Annotated in this window: 19 protein-coding genes and 1 riboswitch; of the genes, 7 read left to right on the top strand and 12 right to left on the bottom strand. The window is 55.1% G+C overall.

The genetic code is table 11. The features are described 5' to 3' along the window. Positions 1-16: 16 nt before the first annotated feature. Positions 17-532 carry a peptidase C15 gene (locus H6F75_RS14250; protein WP_190753138.1) on the bottom strand — a complete coding sequence of 172 codons (516 nt, stop codon included), beginning with the start codon at positions 530-532 and terminating at the stop codon, positions 17-19. 264 nt (positions 533-796) lie between these two features. Between H6F75_RS14250 and hisH the strand changes: the two genes are divergently transcribed. The 3 genes from hisH to H6F75_RS14235 are packed head-to-tail and all read left to right on the top strand — an operon-like array spanning position 797 to position 2,552. Further along, positions 797-1,441, top strand: coding sequence for an imidazole glycerol phosphate synthase subunit HisH (gene hisH / locus H6F75_RS14245; protein WP_190753137.1), 645 nt, complete (start codon positions 797-799; stop codon positions 1,439-1,441). A gap of 3 nt (positions 1,442-1,444) precedes the next feature. Continuing rightward, the gene (rsmD, locus tag H6F75_RS14240) at positions 1,445-1,996 is read left to right on the top strand and encodes a 16S rRNA (guanine(966)-N(2))-methyltransferase RsmD (protein ID WP_190753136.1); all 552 of its coding nucleotides are present in this window, start codon (positions 1,445-1,447) and stop codon (positions 1,994-1,996) included. A 28-nt stretch (positions 1,997-2,024) separates the two neighbouring features. Then, positions 2,025-2,552, top strand: a complete 528-nt coding sequence (locus H6F75_RS14235) for a GNAT family N-acetyltransferase (RefSeq protein WP_190753135.1) — start codon at positions 2,025-2,027, stop codon at positions 2,550-2,552. A 75-nt stretch (positions 2,553-2,627) separates the two neighbouring features. On the opposite strand, the gene H6F75_RS14230 is transcribed toward H6F75_RS14235, so the two are convergent. The 5 genes from H6F75_RS14230 to H6F75_RS14210 all read right to left on the bottom strand — a co-directional run bounded on the left by H6F75_RS14230 (position 2,628) and on the right by H6F75_RS14210 (position 7,485). Then, positions 2,628-3,158, bottom strand: coding sequence for an HPP family protein (locus H6F75_RS14230; RefSeq protein ID WP_190753134.1), 531 nt, complete (start codon positions 3,156-3,158; stop codon positions 2,628-2,630). 301 nt (positions 3,159-3,459) lie between these two features. Further along, complete coding sequence (gene miaB, locus H6F75_RS14225; protein ID WP_190753133.1) at positions 3,460-4,821, bottom strand: tRNA (N6-isopentenyl adenosine(37)-C2)-methylthiotransferase MiaB; 1,362 nt, start codon at positions 4,819-4,821, stop codon at positions 3,460-3,462. A gap of 213 nt (positions 4,822-5,034) precedes the next feature. Further along, positions 5,035-5,526 (bottom strand): transposase, encoded by a 492-nt coding sequence (locus H6F75_RS14220; protein ID WP_190753132.1) that lies wholly within the window; start codon positions 5,524-5,526, stop codon positions 5,035-5,037. 305 nt (positions 5,527-5,831) lie between these two features. Next, the gene (locus H6F75_RS14215; protein WP_190753131.1) at positions 5,832-7,061 is read right to left on the bottom strand and encodes a hypothetical protein; all 1,230 of its coding nucleotides are present in this window, start codon (positions 7,059-7,061) and stop codon (positions 5,832-5,834) included. 97 nt (positions 7,062-7,158) lie between these two features. Further along, on the bottom strand, positions 7,159-7,485 hold the full coding sequence (locus H6F75_RS14210) for a helix-turn-helix transcriptional regulator (protein WP_347710651.1): 327 nt from the start codon (positions 7,483-7,485) through the stop codon (positions 7,159-7,161). A 27-nt stretch (positions 7,486-7,512) separates the two neighbouring features. On the opposite strand from H6F75_RS14210, the gene H6F75_RS14205 reads away from it, so the two are divergent. Next, positions 7,513-7,761, top strand: a complete 249-nt coding sequence (locus H6F75_RS14205) for a hypothetical protein (RefSeq protein ID WP_190753130.1) — start codon at positions 7,513-7,515, stop codon at positions 7,759-7,761. Between the two features lie 39 nt (positions 7,762-7,800). On the opposite strand, the gene H6F75_RS14200 is transcribed toward H6F75_RS14205, so the two are convergent. The 3 genes from H6F75_RS14200 to ntrB form a co-directional block, all read right to left on the bottom strand. Next, complete coding sequence (locus tag H6F75_RS14200; protein WP_190753129.1) at positions 7,801-8,643, bottom strand: ABC transporter ATP-binding protein; 843 nt, start codon at positions 8,641-8,643, stop codon at positions 7,801-7,803. Positions 8,644-8,775: 132 nt separating this feature from the next. After that, positions 8,776-10,185 (bottom strand): CmpA/NrtA family ABC transporter substrate-binding protein, encoded by a 1,410-nt coding sequence (locus H6F75_RS14195; protein ID WP_190753128.1) that lies wholly within the window; start codon positions 10,183-10,185, stop codon positions 8,776-8,778. A 111-nt stretch (positions 10,186-10,296) separates the two neighbouring features. Next, entirely contained in the window at positions 10,297-11,145 is an 849-nt protein-coding gene (gene ntrB / locus H6F75_RS14190; protein ID WP_190753127.1) for a nitrate ABC transporter permease, read from the bottom strand. A 98-nt stretch (positions 11,146-11,243) separates the two neighbouring features. Next, a riboswitch (cyclic di-AMP (ydaO/yuaA leader) is annotated at positions 11,244-11,391 on the bottom strand. Between the two features lie 443 nt (positions 11,392-11,834). On the opposite strand from ntrB, the gene queC reads away from it, so the two are divergent. Both queC and H6F75_RS14180 read left to right on the top strand, forming a co-directional pair. Then, positions 11,835-12,527 carry a 7-cyano-7-deazaguanine synthase QueC gene (gene queC, locus H6F75_RS14185; RefSeq protein ID WP_190753126.1) on the top strand — a complete coding sequence of 231 codons (693 nt, stop codon included), beginning with the start codon at positions 11,835-11,837 and terminating at the stop codon, positions 12,525-12,527. Between the two features lie 151 nt (positions 12,528-12,678). Further along, positions 12,679-13,551 (top strand): phosphatidate cytidylyltransferase, encoded by an 873-nt coding sequence (locus H6F75_RS14180; protein WP_190753125.1) that lies wholly within the window; start codon positions 12,679-12,681, stop codon positions 13,549-13,551. Here H6F75_RS14180 and H6F75_RS28515 read toward each other — a convergent pair. The 3 genes from H6F75_RS28515 to H6F75_RS14170 all read right to left on the bottom strand — a co-directional run bounded on the left by H6F75_RS28515 (position 13,548) and on the right by H6F75_RS14170 (position 16,141). Next, on the bottom strand, positions 13,548-13,679 hold the full coding sequence (locus H6F75_RS28515; RefSeq protein WP_255524884.1) for a hypothetical protein: 132 nt from the start codon (positions 13,677-13,679) through the stop codon (positions 13,548-13,550). The two genes, H6F75_RS14180 and H6F75_RS28515, sit on opposite strands and share 4 nt — an antisense overlap. 109 nt (positions 13,680-13,788) lie before the next feature. Then, positions 13,789-15,039 (bottom strand): organoarsenical effux MFS transporter ArsJ, encoded by a 1,251-nt coding sequence (gene arsJ, locus H6F75_RS14175; RefSeq protein WP_190753124.1) that lies wholly within the window; start codon positions 15,037-15,039, stop codon positions 13,789-13,791. Positions 15,040-15,118: 79 nt separating this feature from the next. Continuing rightward, positions 15,119-16,141 (bottom strand): ArsJ-associated glyceraldehyde-3-phosphate dehydrogenase, encoded by a 1,023-nt coding sequence (locus tag H6F75_RS14170; RefSeq protein WP_190753123.1) that lies wholly within the window; start codon positions 16,139-16,141, stop codon positions 15,119-15,121. A 246-nt stretch (positions 16,142-16,387) separates the two neighbouring features. Between H6F75_RS14170 and H6F75_RS14165 the strand changes: the two genes are divergently transcribed. Then, on the top strand, positions 16,388-17,002 hold the full coding sequence (locus H6F75_RS14165) for a Uma2 family endonuclease (protein WP_190753122.1): 615 nt from the start codon (positions 16,388-16,390) through the stop codon (positions 17,000-17,002). Positions 17,003-17,016: the final 14 nt, after the last annotated feature.

Below are 17,016 nucleotides of genomic sequence, written 5' to 3'. Positions count from 1 at the left end.
TCATTCTCACCTCACCCTATGCAGAACGGCTGGCCAGTGCGGTCAGCCGTTTTAGTATGAGGGCCAGGTCGTGGGCAAAAACGGGTCGCGTTGCCGGCGTTAGGGGTGGAATGTGAACAAAGAGGGCTTGGGTAGGCCAGCGGTATTGGGCGATCGCCCCCAACACCCGGTAATACAAGTGATTGCACACGTAGGTGCCGGCGCAGTCGCTAATCACCGTCAGGTGAGTGTCCGCCATCAAGGCTTCCAGCGGTAGAGAGGTGGGTACTGCTAGATCATCCCGTTTACCGTAGCGCTCTAGGTTGAGGTGGGTGCGCCCCTCAGCCATACCGCAGCAGACGACCACCGACGGCCGCAACTCGGCCACCTTAGCGATGACCCGAATCGGGGCCAGCTCAAAACTAACGGGAATGTGGCGCAGAACAGTGGTGCCCAAAGGAATCTGCTGTTGCTGTTGCAGGTAAGCAATCAGATCATCGGCGGCGTTAGAGAGCTGGTGGGCCCGCCAGGGAGCGAAGGTGGTGAGGAGCATGGGGGAGTCGAGGGTGAGGGGATGAGGAAGGTGAGGGAGGTGAGGGAGTGGGGGAGTAATGAGCTAGTTTTGAATTTTAAGGGTTGAGTTTTGCATGCTTTCCGTACATCCAAAACTCAAAACCCAAAACTCAGCCCTCAAAACTTTCCTCCATCCCCACCCATCTACCCATCCACCCCCTACCCCCTACTCTCCCACTCTCCCCCCCATCCCCAGGTAAGATAGAGCCTGTAGAAACCCCGACGCCAGAGGGCAGGAGCATGTATGGCTAATATTGCCGTGATTGACTACGACATGGGCAACCTGCACTCGGCCTGTAAGGGGTTGGCGCTGGCGGGGGCGACACCGCAGATCACGGACGTAGTGGCAGATTTAGAGGCTGCCGATGCTCTGGTGCTGCCCGGTGATGGGGCCTTTGACCCGGCGATGCGGCACTTGCGAGAGAAGGGGTTGGTAGAGCCAATTCGGGCGGCGATCGCATTGGGCAAACCGTTTCTTGGCATCTGTCTGGGCCTACAGCTGTTGTTCGACGGCAGCGATGAAGGCATAGAGCCAGGGCTGGGCATTATTCCCGGACGCATTAAGAAGTTTCAAAAAGAGCCGGACATTGCCATTCCCCACATGGGTTGGAATCAGCTAACACTGACCCAGCCCCAGTGCCCCCTGTGGCAGGGGGTGAGCGATGGCGACTGGGTGTACTTTGTGCACTCCTACTATGCTGAGCCCAGCAACCCAGCGGTGAATGCGGCGACGACAACCCATGGGACTCAGACGGTGACGGCGGCGATCGCCCAAGACAACATCCTGGCTATGCAGTACCACCCCGAAAAGTCAGCTCCAGCCGGCTTGGTCATGCTGGCCAACTTTGTCGCTCTGGTCAAAGCCCAAACCCCTATGGCTGTGGCCTAACCCATGCTGCGCATCTACGGCAATCGCGCCCTCAAAACCCTGCCCGGTCTAGACACCCGCCCCACCTCGGCGCGAGTGCGCGAGGCGTTGTTCAACATTTGGCAGGGTCGTATGGCCGACTGCCGCTGGCTCGATCTATGCACGGGCAGCGGGGCGATGGGGGCCGAGGCGCTGTGTCGCGGTGCAGCAGAAGTGGTAGGAATTGAGAAATCGCCAGAGGCCTACGCCATTACCCGCGAAAACTGGCAAAAAGTGGCTCAGCCTGACCAAACGTTTAGCCTGTTTCGAGGCGATGTGGTGAAGCAACTGTCGCGGCTGCACGGGCAACCTTTCGACTGCATTTACTTCGATCCGCCCTACGACAGCGAGCTGTACCTGCCTGTTCTCGAACGGGTGGCGAGCCTAAGTCTGCTTCAGTCCACGGGCGAAATTGCCGTGGAGCATCGCCCCGATGCTTGGGCTCCGATCGCCATTCCTGGGCTGGAGCTGGTGCGCCAAAAGCACTACGGCACTACCCACCTGGCATTTTATGCTTCTGATAGGTCTTTGGTTTAACCCTCTGCTCCGGACGCGCAATCGCCTCATGCACTTTTCACCGGCCAATGGCAAGGAAATTGGATTGGGGCTTACTTTTTGTCAGCTTGAGAAAAAACACGCGTCATTTATTGTCAACTGGCGCTACAGTTCCCCATACGACTATTACAACTTTAATGCTGATACGGTTCAGGGGGATTTGCACTATTTAATTGATGCAAAAAACAACTTTTGGGCGATCTTGAACCGACAAGGAGAACTCGAAGGCTATTGCTCCTTTGGGTTAGATGGTCAAGTACCAGGTGGCGACTACAGCACTGAAGCCCTTGATATTGGAATAGGAATACGTCCAGACTTAGTTGGGCAAGGACGCGGTAAGCAATATGCCCAAGCTGTAATAGAGCACGGGGCGAGTCAATACAGGACGAATCAGCTGCGGGTAACGATAGCAGAGTTCAACAAACGGGCTCAGCGGGTGTGGGCACAGCTAGGATTTGAACAGGTGGAAAGGTTTATCAAAATTGGTTATGGAGAAGAGTTTGTGGTTATGACTTGCACAGTACAAATAGTTAATTAATTGTTCGCTGCTGGTGCGGGCGACACAAAATTATCTATAGAAGTTCAAGTCATTTGCAGCCGCACAACCTCACTGTCAAAGCCAGTGTTTGGGGTAAGGGCGGTCTGGCATCCAATGGCTAAAGGCCACCGTACAGGCCACTAGCAAAACCGCCCCGGTCAATACGGGGGTAAAAACAAAATCCCAAGAGGCATTACTCATAACGCCTACTAGGGCAACGGCTCCCCCAGGGGGATGCAGGGTGTGGGTGAGCTGCATCAGCTTAATCGCGGTGGCTACGGCTAGGGCCATTACCCAAGGCGCGGTGCCAAACAGACTAACGCAGGCGACGCAGACCAATCCCCCGATCACGCATCCTCCAATCACGTTGCGGGGCTGGGCCAGGGGGCTTTCGGGCACGGCAAACACCAGCACCGCTGTGGCTCCAAAGGGGGCCGCAATTAGGGGATAGCCGGTGTAGGCCGTGAGGTAGGCCAGGACGGCAATGCCCACAAAGCTGCACAGGTAGGAGGTGAAAATTTGCCCGTGGGTGAATCGAGGTTGATGGGATGAGGGGCGCCATAGCCTAAGGGTTCGAGGCGCAGGTCGATAGTTAAGCTGTCTCATGGTGGTGTCCGCTATTGGCCCTGAACCGCCCGACTGCTTGACGCAGTCGATAAGCAAAAATACTTTGGAAGTATTTTGTCACATTTTGCTGACATGGTCACATAAATGTAGCTAAAGGCACAGAAATTAAAGGCTCTTGAGCGGACTGAGTTGGGCGATCGCACCCTCTCCCCCTTGCAATCCCAATTTGGCCAAAGCGGGCTCCAGCCGCGATCGCACGACAAAACAGCGCAGCAGCCTCAGCCCCTGCGCTCAGCAAATTATGGTGTCCTTAAGTTGTCAGCTCAATGCTTGGCAGCAATTAGCCCGCGATCGCTGGCACCCGCAGTGGTTCGCCAGTCAGGCTAAAGGGGCGCACTTCGGTGATCTTGACCGGCACCAGTTCGCCTTTCAGCACTGCAATATCGCCGGGGAAGAAGGCGAGGCGGTTGCCCCGGGTACGGCCCATCACCTGGGTGGGGTTTTTGGGGTTGGCGGCTTCGACGAGCACTTCTTCGATGCGGTCCTGGTAGCGCTGCGATCGCTCCGCCGCCTTCGTATTCACCAGATGATTTAGCCGCTGGAGGCGATCGGCCTTCACCTCCTCAAACAACTGGTTTTCCCACAGGGCGGCGGGGGTGCCGGGGCGGGGCGAATAGGCCGCCGTGTTGAGCTGATCAAAGCCAATGTCATTGACTAAATCCATCGTGCGCTGAAACTGCTCCTCGGTTTCGCCGGGGAAGCCGACGATCGCATCGGCACTGAGGGCGGCGTCGGGCAGGTAGCGCCGCACGGTGTCGATGATGCGACGATATTTTTCGTGGGTGTAGCCCCGCGCCATGGCTTTCAGTACATCGTTGTCGCCCGACTGAAAGGGAATGTGGAAGTGCTCGCACACCTTGGGCAGCTCAGCACAGGCGCGAATCAGCCGCTCGGTAAAGTAGCGGGGGTGGCTGGTGGCAAAGCGAATGCGCTCAATGCCGGGCACATCGTGGACGAAATATAGCAGGTCGGTGAAGGTGTGCTGGTGCCTGCCGTCGGCGGTGGAGCCGGGCAGGTCGCGGCCATAGGCGTCGATGTTTTGACCCAGCAGGGTGACTTCTTTGAACCCCTGGCGGCCCAGTTCTTCCATCTCGGCGCGGATGGCCTCGGGGGTGCGCGACTGCTCAACGCCGCGCACGCCGGGCACCACACAGTAGGTGCAGCGCTCGTTGCAGCCGTAGATCACGTTCACCCAGGCGGTAATGGTGCTGTCGCGCCGGGGCTTGGTGATGTCTTCCATGATGTCCACCTCTTCGGTGGCGACGACCTGGTTGCCGTCGAACACCTGCTCCAGCAGGTCTTGCAGGCGGTTGGCGTGCTGTGGCCCCATCACCAGGTCGAGTTCGGGCACCCGGCGCAGCAGGGCTTCGCCTTCTTGCTGGGCGACGCACCCGGCCACAATTAGCGTCAGGTCGGGGTTTTCGTGCTTGCGTCTGGCTTGGCGACCCAGGTAGGAGTAAACCTTTTGCTCGGCGTTGTCGCGAATGGTGCAGGTGTTGTAGAGCACCACGTCGGCGTCGTAGGGGTCGTCGGTCCAGGTGAGGCCCATGGTGTCGAGGATGCCCGCCATGCGTTCGGAGTCGGCCTTGTTCATCTGGCAGCCGAAGGTGGTGATGTGATATTGACGAGCAGAACCGGCCATAGGTCTAGGCTTTGGGTATAGCAACAACGCAGCTTCCCATTTTAGCGCTATGGCTCTGCATCCTTTCGCCTGTGAGAGCGATCTGAGGCAACAAGAGTGCTTATGATGCCTGAACCGGGTCGCCATCAGGCAAATGCCAACAAGCTTGTAGGGTGCATTCGCGCAGCAATGCACCACTGAGAGTGTCTTTGAACTGAGCGAATTCCTCCCCGATTACCGCTCCTCCCGCAAATACCGATGCACACTTGAAAACGCCCAATCCGTTGGGCACTCAACCAATCTATGCTTCACCGGATTGTTGTGAATATACTCACAATGGCTCACAAAATCCTGCTCATCTCGAATGCAGCTCTCCCAATAGCGCCGTTGCCACAAATTCCCTTCCCTACGCCGCTCCCCCGATGGGCTTTTCTCAGACGGCAGCGCTAACTCCTGGCCGCAAGCTTTTGTCACCATCAGCTTGATCAGCCGCCACCGCTTAGCGTAATCGACATCCTTCTCAGGCAATGTCCAAATGCAATGGAAATGGTCGGGTAAGAGCACAAAGGCATCAATGGTAAAAGGATACTTTTTCCGTACCGTGATGATGGCATTGCGCAAGGACTGCCTGCCTAAATTGGTACAGAGCCAGGGATAGCGTTGATAGGTAACGTGGGTGAAGAAGAAGCTGCCGCCGGGTTGGTAGCAACGTCGGTAGTTGGGCATGGAAACGAGGGATGCACTTTGTATCAAGGTGCCCAACGGTGGGTGAAACCTCAAAGTGGTGCATTGCTGCGCGAATGCACCCTACGGTTGTTGGAGATCGCGGAGCCTCGCCTGAGTGCTACGCACCCTAAAGCTGATCTTGGTCTTGGTTTTTGAGCATATTGCCTAGTCGAGAGAATAGGCGATCGCTCCAATGCAACCTGCTAAACTTGCCTGGTTTCTAAAAAGATTGGGCTCACTAGGGCAGCATAAGTTTTAATAATGATTAATGACCACTTTGCCACCCAGAGAATATTTGTAGTTGGCTACTTGATGATTCCTGACGCTGCCGCAACCACACTCGCGGCTTTGTATATAGACTCGTTAGGATAGGCCTTTTCTGCTTCAGATAAAACTAAAGTTAAGTCGGTAATAATTTCTTGCTCTTCTTCAAGAGTTAGAGATTTAGATGTTTTGCCTTCTACAATCCAAGAATTAAGTATTGTCATCATAACAAAGCCCTTTCCTAAAGCATCTAATTCTGCAAAGTCGCCTAGTGTGCCATGATCGGCAACGTGGGCTGTAAGAGCTATGATTTCGTTGACCTCTTTGCTAGATTCGTTCACAAAACTAGCGAGGACTTTTGAAAAAGCTTTTGCCTCTGGCTTAGAAGCGCTACTTGTTTGAATTTTCTGATTTTGATTAGCATACGCAAGATTGGATTGATATTCAGATACTTTCTGCTGAGCTGCCTGGTAGTTCTGGCTAGTCTCTGGGACAGCTCTCATCAATTCAATAGCTGTAGTCCAGAGGTTTGATACATTTTTCCAATCATCAGAATTTTGAGCTGTTTGGGCAGCCCCTGCCGCTGCCATTGCCTGATTAACTGCATCTGCAAACACGCGATCTTGAACAGAATCAGAAGTTTCCGCTTGTTCTTCTGCTGCTACTGCTAGTTCTGTCGTTGGCGCTTGAGAATCTTCTTGGGCAACTCTTGGCTGTGTCTCAGGAACCAATTGTGTAAGGAAGGATAGTAAAAGCCAAAGCCCGCTAGCGGTCGATGCGCCAATTTTATTTCTCCTAGGCCATTTACTTATCCAAGCAAGGGGAATGCCAGCGATAGGAAATAGTATCAGCAGACTAATAATCAGCCAATTCTTTTGATACCAAAGCTTTGACTTTTTGCTGCTAGTTAAGACTTTTACAGCTGGCTTAGGTGCAGGTAATGAGGCAGAGATAGCAGCATCAGGTGGCGATTCTGCTTGTCTCTCTCTAGGCAATTCCCACTTATGAGACCAAGCATCAGCTTTTCCAATGACTCTTGCCGTAACAATAGCTTGCTCAAAGCCCTTAGGGGAAATACCTGCCAGTCCTTTCTGAATAGTGGGTAGCAGTGCTTTATCAAGTGTCTCCTTGCCCCGCACAACTATCTTGAGTAAAGCCCCTGAACTGGTCACTCGAACTGTAACCCCCTTCGACTCAAAGGATTTGTTCATCAAGGCTTCGAGTGCTTTGATGTCCCCTGCTTTTGCAGCGGCTTTGAGAGAGTCTGTCATAGGGGCCACCGAGTAAGCCTGTTTACTACTTCATCTAGGGTGCCCAATCTCAGGAGTTTTACGGATTTGGGACGTCCTATTGGCGTAGTATGCGTGCTTACGAATCTGAGAGTACGTCGCCCAGGTACAGCTTTACGAAATCTTCGGCAGCCTGAGAATTTAGGCTCTTCAACGCTTCTGTAATATCTACAACTGTTTCCGCTGTAGGATCGCGTTCTTCGTGAAACCATTTGTAGATAGCCGATCGCTGCAAGCCCATTTTGACGGCAAGACTATTTTGGCTAATGCCGTACTGTGTGAGGACTTCTCGTAGCGCTTTGCCTGCTCTTCCCATGCTCCCATCGTCCCAAAGGAGCAGAGCATCGTAAATGTAATCGCAAGAGATGACATCTTTGCGAGGGATGCTGTATGATGCGCTTGTCATCTTAAGCGATTACATGAAGGTGTCCCTATGCAACAAGCGTTTATTCCTTCAGCACTGTCTAGCCCCACACTGCAAGTCACCATCGAACCCGCTGCCGAGCCGGGGCGCGAGGTCATTCGCATATTAGTTGTCGGCAGCGCCCACGGTGTAGAGCGCATCATCCACGAACTATATCGCCTCGGCTTTGCCGAAGTGCGCGAATGGAGTAAACCCCAGCCCACTGGGCGCATCAACGAAATCATGCGCGTGCTCACCCGCTACGTATTAGCGGAGTAGAGCCAGTGAGCTGTGGTCAGCGTTGCTCACCCCAACGCCCTAGCTCATTTGCTCAAAGTAGTTGTCGAGGAACCCGAGGGCGTGGTTGCGGAGTTCATAGTACTCTTTAGATTCGCGCAGGGCCGTGCGATCGCGCGGGTGGTCAAACGGCACTTCCAAAATTTCGCCGATGTGGGCATTGGGGCCATTGGTCATCATCACAATGCGATCGGCCATATAGATCGCCTCATCTACATCGTGGGTAATCATCATCACCGCCTGGGGGTTGCGCTCCCAAATGTCGAGCACCTGACGCTGAAGGTGGCCCCGGGTCAGAGCATCAAGCGCACCAAAAGGTTCATCCATCAGCAGCATCTTGGGCCGAATCGCCAGGGCGCGGGCAATGCCCACCCGCTGTTTCATGCCGCCCGACAGCTCGTCGGGGTATTTTTCGGCGGCGGCGGTCAGGTTCACCATCGCCAGGTGTTCTTCCACCAGGTCAGTGCGATCGCGGGGCGAGAGATGGTCACACACCTCATTCACCGCCAACCGCACGTTTTCGCGCACCGTCAGCCAGGGCAGCAGCGAATACTGCTGAAACACCATCATGCGATCGGCCCCCGGTTTTTTAATCGGTGAACCCTCCAAAAACACTCCGCCAGAGGTGGCCTGCTCCAGGCCGCTGACAATTTTGAGCAGCGTCGACTTGCCGCAGCCCGAGTGGCCAATAATGGCAATAAACTCGTTGGCCCCAACGGTGAGGTTGATGTTGTCGAGCACAACCGTAGGGTCGCCGCCAGCACTGGGGTAAGCCTTCACTAAGTCTTGAACGACCAAAAAATCCGTTTCAAATTCAGCCTGCCGATGCTCAGAGGGCTGCGAGTATTGACTTGACTTGACCATGGTTTTCTCCTAAATAATGCATCTAGAGCAAGGAAGACTGCTTGAGGGAAAACGGGCTTGACTGAGGGTTAAAAGCTAGAAAGTTAGCCGCTCTAAAGATCTTGACTTGTCAGCCCTTCTACCTGTCATCCCTCACCCCATATAGATTCGCTGGGGACGGTTAGCGCGAATCTCAAACCCGTTCAAATAGCCCACTGGATCGCTGGGGTCATAGGCAATGCCATCAATAAACAGCTCTCCAGGCTCTACCTTGTAGTCATCCGCTGGGCACTCAATGCCCATTTCATTGGCGATGTCTCGATACAGATCGGTGCGCCAGGCTTGCTTAGCTTTGGCCTCCGCATCGGCTGGAAACTCCTCGATCTGCCCCCAGCGAGTGGCCTGGGTCATCAGCCAGATCGACTGAGACTGCCACATAAAGGTGGAGTGATCTCCGGCTGGGTGGGGCAGGCTCTCGGGCAGGTCAAAGAAGATGGTGCTATCTGGCATCTGAACCGTGCGATCTTTGCCGTCGAAACCGCCGTAGTTGTAGTTACCCACTAGGGCGGGTTCTGTAAACTTGGGCTTTGCCCCAGTGAACGATCGCTCCGCAATAATCTCTGCAACTTCGGTTCGATTGGCCGGGTCGTCGCAGTAGCGGCAGGCCTCGATCATCGCCTTGACGAGGGAGCGGTAGGTCTTGGGGTTTTCGTTGATAAAGTCTTCCATCACCGCTAGCACCCGGTCGGGGTGGCCTTGCCAGATCTCTTTGCCATGGGCAAAGGTAAAGCCAACATCCTCGTTGCCGGAAATGGCACGAGTATTCCACGGTTCGGCGACCATATAGGCCTGCATCGCTCCAATTCTGATGTTGGAGACCATCTGCGGCGGCGGACTAATAATGATGCGGAACGCTTCTATTGGATCGACCCCTGCCGCCGCCGAGAGGTAGCGAATGAAGTATTCGTAGATGGCTGAACTGAGTACCGCAGCCCAGACCCGTTGAGATGGGGGTATTCCATCAAAATAGCCCCGAAAATCGCGACCAAAGGCCTCTAGGTCGCCGCCATATTCTCGCCAGGGGCGTAGGCCAGACTCCCACATGGCGCGGTTCATGGTCATGGCGTTGCCGTGGCGGTGAATGGTTAGGGCAGCACACATGGGAGCTGGGGGGGCACCCTCAGCTCCAACCCGGGCGTTGGTGACGGCCCCAGAGACTACCGGGGATGCGTCGAGCCGCCCAAAGATGACGGCGTCGCGGGAGGTACCCCAGCTGGCCTCGCGGTTGAGGGTGACCGTCAGCCCGTATTTGTGAAAAAAGCCTTTGGCCTGGGCGATCGCAAAGGGAGCGCAGTCGTTGACGGGCACGTAGCCCACTTTGATGTGGGATCGCTCCAAGCTGGCCGGGTCGACAACCTGCTCAATGTTGGCAGCCTGAGCCGCCGCACCACTGCTGGGTGCTGAACCGCTCGGGCGCAACGCCTGACTACAGGCCGAAGCGGCAAGCCCCGCCGTAAACCCAACCGCCCCCTGAAGGAGCGATCGCCGATTGATCCTCGTCATGGCTTTAATCCTTTTGTCTGTGAGGTGTCAGGAAGTGCTTTAGACCGGCCAGCAGTGTTTGAATGCTTACTCAAACCTGCCGTTGAGGGAATCTGCCAGTCAAGTTACAGGTTACATAGCCTTGGCGGGGCGATGGGTCGCCCATCGCTCGATTAGGGTAATGGCGTAGTCTAGCAACAGGCCAGTAAGGCCGATGACAACCACTGCTAGAAATACCGAGCTGAGGCTAAGTCGGTTCCATTCATCCCAGATAAAGAAGCCAATGCCAATACCACCCGTGAGCATTTCAACGGCCACAATCACTAGCCAGGCAATCCCCAAACTCAGCCGTAGGCCGGTAAATATATAGGGCAAACTTGCAGGCCAGATAATCTTGGTCATCTGCCGCCAGCGTGGCATTTCTAGCACCTGCGCCACATCTAAATAGTCTTTAGGAACGCTGGCTACACCCAGGGCGGTGTTGATTACCGTGGGCCACAGTGAAGTAATAAAAATCACGAAAATGGCCGACGGGTTAGCCAGGTTAAAGATTGACAGGGCAATGGGCAACCAGGCTACCGGAGACACCGGGCGAAACAGCTGCACTATGGGGTTGATAGCCGTCATGGCGCGAGGCGAGAGACCGATCCAGAAGCCGACGGGAATAGCGACTAAAGTCCCCAGCAAAAACCCGATCAACACCCGCCGTAGACTGGCCAATAGCAGCCAGCCAATGCCCAAGTTGCCCGGCCCGCGTCGGAAAAAGGGGTTAAAAATGTAGTCGAGGTTGTCGACGAATGCTTGCCAAGGGGTAGGCATCAGTGTGGTGAAGAATTCGGCAACTACCCACCAAACCAGCAGCACGACGAGAAACGCGATCGCCGGCAAGACAATCTTTTCCAATGGCAGGCGAAATGACGGCTTGACAGACTTAGGCTGCCCCGAACGAGCAGCCGCCCTAGTGCGCAACTTACGCTGCATGAGACCCTCCTAGAGGTTAATCATGGACAGCGAACAAGCCGTGTTAACACGACTTAGGATACTGAAACAGCCAAGCATTGATCAAAAATGCTGACGATTCAATCTCTCCTCAATGCCGACGAGGTTAGCTGACGGGCTAGGACTGAGAAATGTCCTCTTCCGATTACCCTCAATTGGGTATTAAGAACTCGGAAATACGCCCCTTTACTGGTTCCCCCGCTCTGACAGCACAGGCAATTAAAGGCGTAAACCTATAAGGCACAGGGCTAGCAGACTAGGCTGACTTGTTCGATTTACTGAGTTTAAGCGCAAGAAACTGAGCCTGTCAACTAAAAATTTAGACAGAACTCAATGTATCTACCCCAAGTAAAGACCCAGTTTCTTCCGATAGCTTGATTTATCCCTATTTTAAAACTGCCATGAAGACTAGACCGCAACTTATTCCGTTAACAATGGTGATTCGCCAGCGCTAAGCATTTGCTATGAGTAATTACTTATTGACTAAAGAGGCCAAGACTTTAGTGCTTCTATTATGAGTAATTACTTATTGATTGAAAAGGCAAAGCCTTCGACAACGCGCAGTCATCTAATCAATTAGAGAAATCCGAAGCCTCGGGTTTTTGAGCAGCATTGGGCTATTCTAGCTACCGTGCAAATTGCCAAACAGTCGCTCAGATCTTCTTTGCCCTATGGCTCAGTCAAGCCTTACTCCTAAAGCCATTGTGCTACTTTCGGGCGGTCTCGATTCCGCTACGGCCGCTGCCCAGGCGATCGCCGATGGCTATGATCTAATTGCTCTTTCCTTCAACTATGGCCAGCGGCACCAGCGGGAGCTAGAGGCAGCGAAGGCAGTGGCAAAGCATTTTGCGATCGCCGATCACCACTTGATTGATGTCAATTTAGCCCAGTGGGGCGCGTCTTCTCTCACCGACCTGGCTCAGCCGCTGCCTCAGGACGGTCTTGAGGCGGGCATTCCCTCCACCTACGTGCCGGGGCGCAATACGGTGTTTATTGCTCTGGCCCTGGCTCTGGCCGAAGCTAAGGAGGCCGAGGCGATCTACCTGGGCATCAACGCGGTGGATTATTCTGGCTACCCCGACTGTCGGCCCGAGTATTTGGCCGCATTTCAGCAGCTAGCTCAGCTCTCATCTAAGGCGGGGCTAGAGGGCCATGCTCCCAAGCTGGTCGCTCCCCTGGTGCTGGATTCTAAAGCGGATATTGTGCGCCGAGCAGTAAGGCTGGGGGTGCCGATCGCGCAAACCTGGTCGTGCTATCAGGGCGGGGCAGAGCCCTGTGGGCGGTGTGACTCTTGCCGAATTCGCGATCGCGCCTTAATAGAAGCAGGCTATCCCCAGCTTGCCACTCCTATCGGCCAGGGCTAGGCCTAACCGCGCGGGCACCTTACCGCTAACCTCCTGTCTTGGTTTCCTAGCGGGGACTCTAGGGGAATGTGGCACAGTGTAATAAGCTGCATGACAGTTGCTGCCTCATAACTAGGGGCAACCCTCTGTTCACCCCCTCTGCACTCCACCTATGCCCTGGCCTCGAATTATTAGCGGAATAGTTGCGATCGTCGTCGCCCTGGCCATGATTTTGCTGGGGGGTTGGTACTTTACCCTGGGTTTTGGGGTGCTGATTTTCTTGGGGCAGCTCGAAATTTTTGCCCTGGTCAAAGCCAAAGGCATCTTGCCAGCGGCCAAAACCACCCTAGTAGTGAGCCAGCTGCTGCTGATTACCGCCCATCTGTCGCCGCCTTTGGCCGACGCCCTGCTGCCGCTGAGCGGCACGTTTATCTGCTTTTATCTGCTGTTCCAGCCCCAGGTGGCCACCATTGCCGATGTAGCCGCGTCTATTTTGGGCCTGTTCTACGGCGGCTATCTACCTAGCTTTTGGGTGCGGCTGCGCGATCTGGGCGACACCGCTACCACCCTGCCCCTAGGCGGCTTCTGGCCTGCAACCTGGCCCCCCGTCCTCGACAGCTTACCCTACGGTCTTGTTGTCACTCTGCTAGCCTTTGCCTGCATTTGGGCTTCAGATATTGGCGCCTATATCGCTGGAAAAATGATTGGTCGCACCCCGCTGTCTAACATCAGCCCCAAGAAGACGGTTGAAGGGGCAGTCTTTGGCATGCTGGGCAGTATGGTGGTGGCCTTGATCGGTAGCCACTGGCTGCAATGGCCTCTCTGGCCCGCTACCGGAGCTGCCCTGGGCCTAATGGTGGGCACCTCCAGCCTGCTCGGCGACCTCACCGAATCGCTGATGAAAAGAGATGCCGGGGTCAAAGACTCTGGAGCCCTCATCCCCGGCCACGGCGGCATTTTAGACCGCACCGATAGCTATGTGTTTACGGGGGCACTGGTGTACTTTTTCGTCACCCTGCTGCTGCCCCTGCTGTCGGCGGGCTAGCGACCCCGCTGCTCCCAAAAGTTTAGCTCTTGGCGAATGCGATCGCGCTCTTCCACACTGGCAAATCGCAGCTGGTGGCGCAGCTCTCCGATCACCTGGCGACGCTGGCTAGACGATTGCTTATCCATAATTTCCTTGCAAAAACTGTAGCTATAACTACAGTTTAGAGAATAGGATTCCAGATCCTACCTCCCATCACAAATCTTTGAATGGTCAGCCAAAGCCAACATTTGCTGATTAGCTGACCACCACCACCGAATTACCAGGGCTAGGGTCGGGCAACTGCGTCGTAATCAGCGCCGCTGCCAGCACAAACAAGCTCGATACCCACAGGCACCCCACCAGCCCAAACCATTGGTAGACCAGTCCTGAGGCGATCGTTCCCACCAGCCGCCCGCCCGAGTTGGCCATATAGTAAAAGCCCACATTGAGGCTGACATCGCGATCTTCGGTGTAGGCCAGCACCAGATACGAGTGCACCGCCGAGTTAAAGGCAAACACCACGCCAAACACTACGAGTCCGCCGGTCACGGCAATGTCGCCCCGCACCCCAGCTATCAGCGTCAGCGCAATCAGTGCCGGAATTGCAGTCAAACTTGAGGTCCAAAACAAAATCGTCTTGGCCTTGGGCACCACCTTACCAGTGCCATCTTTGCGCAACAGCTGCGGTGCCAAAAACTGCACCATGCCGTAGCCAATTACCCAAAGGGCCATGTAGCTGCCCACCTGCATAAACCGCCAGCCCAGCACTTCATACAAAAACACTGGCAGCGCCACCACAAACCACACATCCCGCGAGCCAAACAAAAAGAACCGCGCCGCCGACAGCACATTGATCGCTTTGCTCTTAGAAAACAGCTGCTTGAAGGGCACCTTTTTGCCGATTTTGCCCATACCTGCCGGCAGCAGTGCCCCCGACAGCAAAATCATCCCTAGCATCGCTGCCTGGCTCAGCAGGGCTGGGCGAAAGCCTACCCATTCCAGCAGCGCCGCCCCGGCGAAAAACCCCGCCCCTTTCAGCGCGTTTTTTGACCCCGTCAGCACCGCTACCCACTTAAACAGGCGCGACGCCGCTTCCTTTGGCACCACTAGGCGAATGGCGCTCTTAGAACTCATCTTGGTAAGGTCTTTGGCAATGCCCGAGCAGGCCTGGGCCGCCATCACATAGCTCACCTGTACCGGCACTCCCCAGTCGATGTTCAAGCCGCTCAGCATTACCAGGGCAAAAATTTGCAGGGCGATGCCGCCGTAAAGGGTTTGCCGAATGCCCACCTGGGACCCAATCCAGCCACCGAAGAGGTTGGTCACCACGCCAAACACTTCATAGAAGAGAAACAGCATGGCGATCGCCAATGGACTGTAGCCCAGCTGGTGAAAATGCAGGAGCACCATCATGCGCAGGGCACCGTCGGTGAGGGTAAAACCCCAGTAGGCGGCGGTGATGATGGCGTAGTTGCGCAGGCTCTCGGGCTTGAAGGAAGAGGACATGGAGAGTGGGGGAGATGGGGGAGTGAGGGGAGTGCGTAGGGTGGGCACTGCCCACCATCTAAAGGATTTTGTCCAGAGTTCACCCCAAGGCGAGAGGGAGACTCTGGGCCACCTTACGGGCTAGTTCGGCCATGCGGCAGGAGTAGCCCCATTCGTTGTCGTACCAGGCGAGAATCTTCACCTGGGTATCATCCACAACCATGGTGGAGAGGGCATCGACGATCGCAGAGCGGGGATCATCCTTGTAATCCACGGACACCAGGGGTCGGGTTTCGTAGCCTAAAATTCCTTTGAGGGGGCCATCGGCGGCAGCTTTGAGGAGAGCATTGACTTCCTCGACGGTGGTTGGGCGATCGACCTCAAACACGCAGTCGGTCAGGGAGGCATTCAGCAGCGGTACCCGTACTGCCAACCCGTTCAGCTTGCCCTTGAGTTCGGGGTAAATCAGCGCGATCGCTGTTGCCGACCCCGTTGTTGTCGGAATCAATGACATACCCGTAGCGCGGGCGCGGCGCAGGTCGTTGTGTGAGGTATCCACAAGGGTTTGCGTATTGGTGTGGTTGTGGATGGTAGTGATCACCCCGTGGCGAATGCCCAACCCTTCGTGGATGACTTTGACCACCGGAGCCAGGCAGTTGGTAGTGCAGGAAGCGGCTGTCAGCAGGTGATGTTCTGCTGGGTTGTAGAGATGATCATTAATGCCGTAGACCACATTGAGCGCGCCCTCTTTGACTGGAGCCGCAACAATCACCTTTTTCACGCCATGGTCGTAGTAAGGCGCAAGCAGCTCTGGTGTCCGAAATTTGCCGGAGCACTCTAGCACTAGGTCTACACCATAGTCATCCCAAGGTACCTCGCCGGGGGCAGCACCACTGCTAAAGCTGAGGGGTACGCCGTCAATAGTGATTTTTTCAGAACCAACGGCTTCGACTTCCGGTGCCCAGCGGCCGTGGACTGAATCGAACTTGAGCAGATGAGCCGCCGCCTTGGGGCCACCCTTGACCTCGTTGATGTGAACAAATTCCAGCTCAGGAAAGGCCCAGCCTGCTCGCAGCACCAGTCGCCCGATGCGACCAAACCCGTTGACAGCGACCTTCACCATCTCTAAACCCTCTCCAACTTGGCGGCACAAACGCAACAACTAGCTGTGACGCAAGCACCACAGCTTCATTTCAAAAAATATTGATGCTTCATTATTTCAAGAAAAATTGATGTGTCAAGTTGTACAGACTACATCCCTATGGGCCTGAATCAAGCTCCGTGCCGCTGACGAAGCAGCACGGCTAGGGTAGCTGGCAAGTACGGTAAGCTGTAGTCACATCTGTTCTAAATTACGGCGGGTGTCTAGATGGTGCAGGCCACAGCGCAACCCCTCAGTTTTGAAGACTTTCTCGATCAATACCCCAGCGATGGTGGGCGCTACGAGCTGATTGAAGGCGAGGTGGTTGAGGTGCGGCCCACAGGTGCCCATGAAGACATTGGTGGGTTCATCGCCCTCAAGCTTGGTGTTCTAATTGACCAGTCGGGGTTGCTATTAACGATTCCTCGCACCTGCGTGGTGAAACCTCTGCGGCCCAATGCGGGCTACATTCCCGATGTGGCAGTGCTCGATCGCACCCAACTCCAGCACGAACCCCTGTGGGAAAAATCGTCTACTGTCTGCGATGGAGCTACGGTCAAACTAGTGGTAGAAGTGGTCAGCACCAACTGGCGCGACGACTACGGCCTCAAACTAGCCGACTACGAGGCCATGGGCATCGCAGAATACTGGATTGTAGATTTTCGCGCCTTGGGGGCCGCACGGGTGATTGGCCAACCGAAGCAGCCCACGATCACGCTCTGTACTCTAGGGACCGATGGCTATCAGCTAGAGCGATTTACTGGAAATGATCTCCTGGTTTCACCGACCTTTGAAGGGTTAAGGCTGACCGCGCAGGACATCTTTAGGGCGGGCGCAGAATAGTCGATTTCCTTTGC

The organism is Nodosilinea sp. FACHB-131, assembly GCF_014695395.1.
Classification (GTDB): Bacteria; Cyanobacteriota; Cyanobacteriia; order Phormidesmidales; family Phormidesmidaceae; genus Nodosilinea.
Note: the sequence above shows the minus strand (reverse complement) of the source record. Positions and strands in the feature narration are given on the sequence as shown.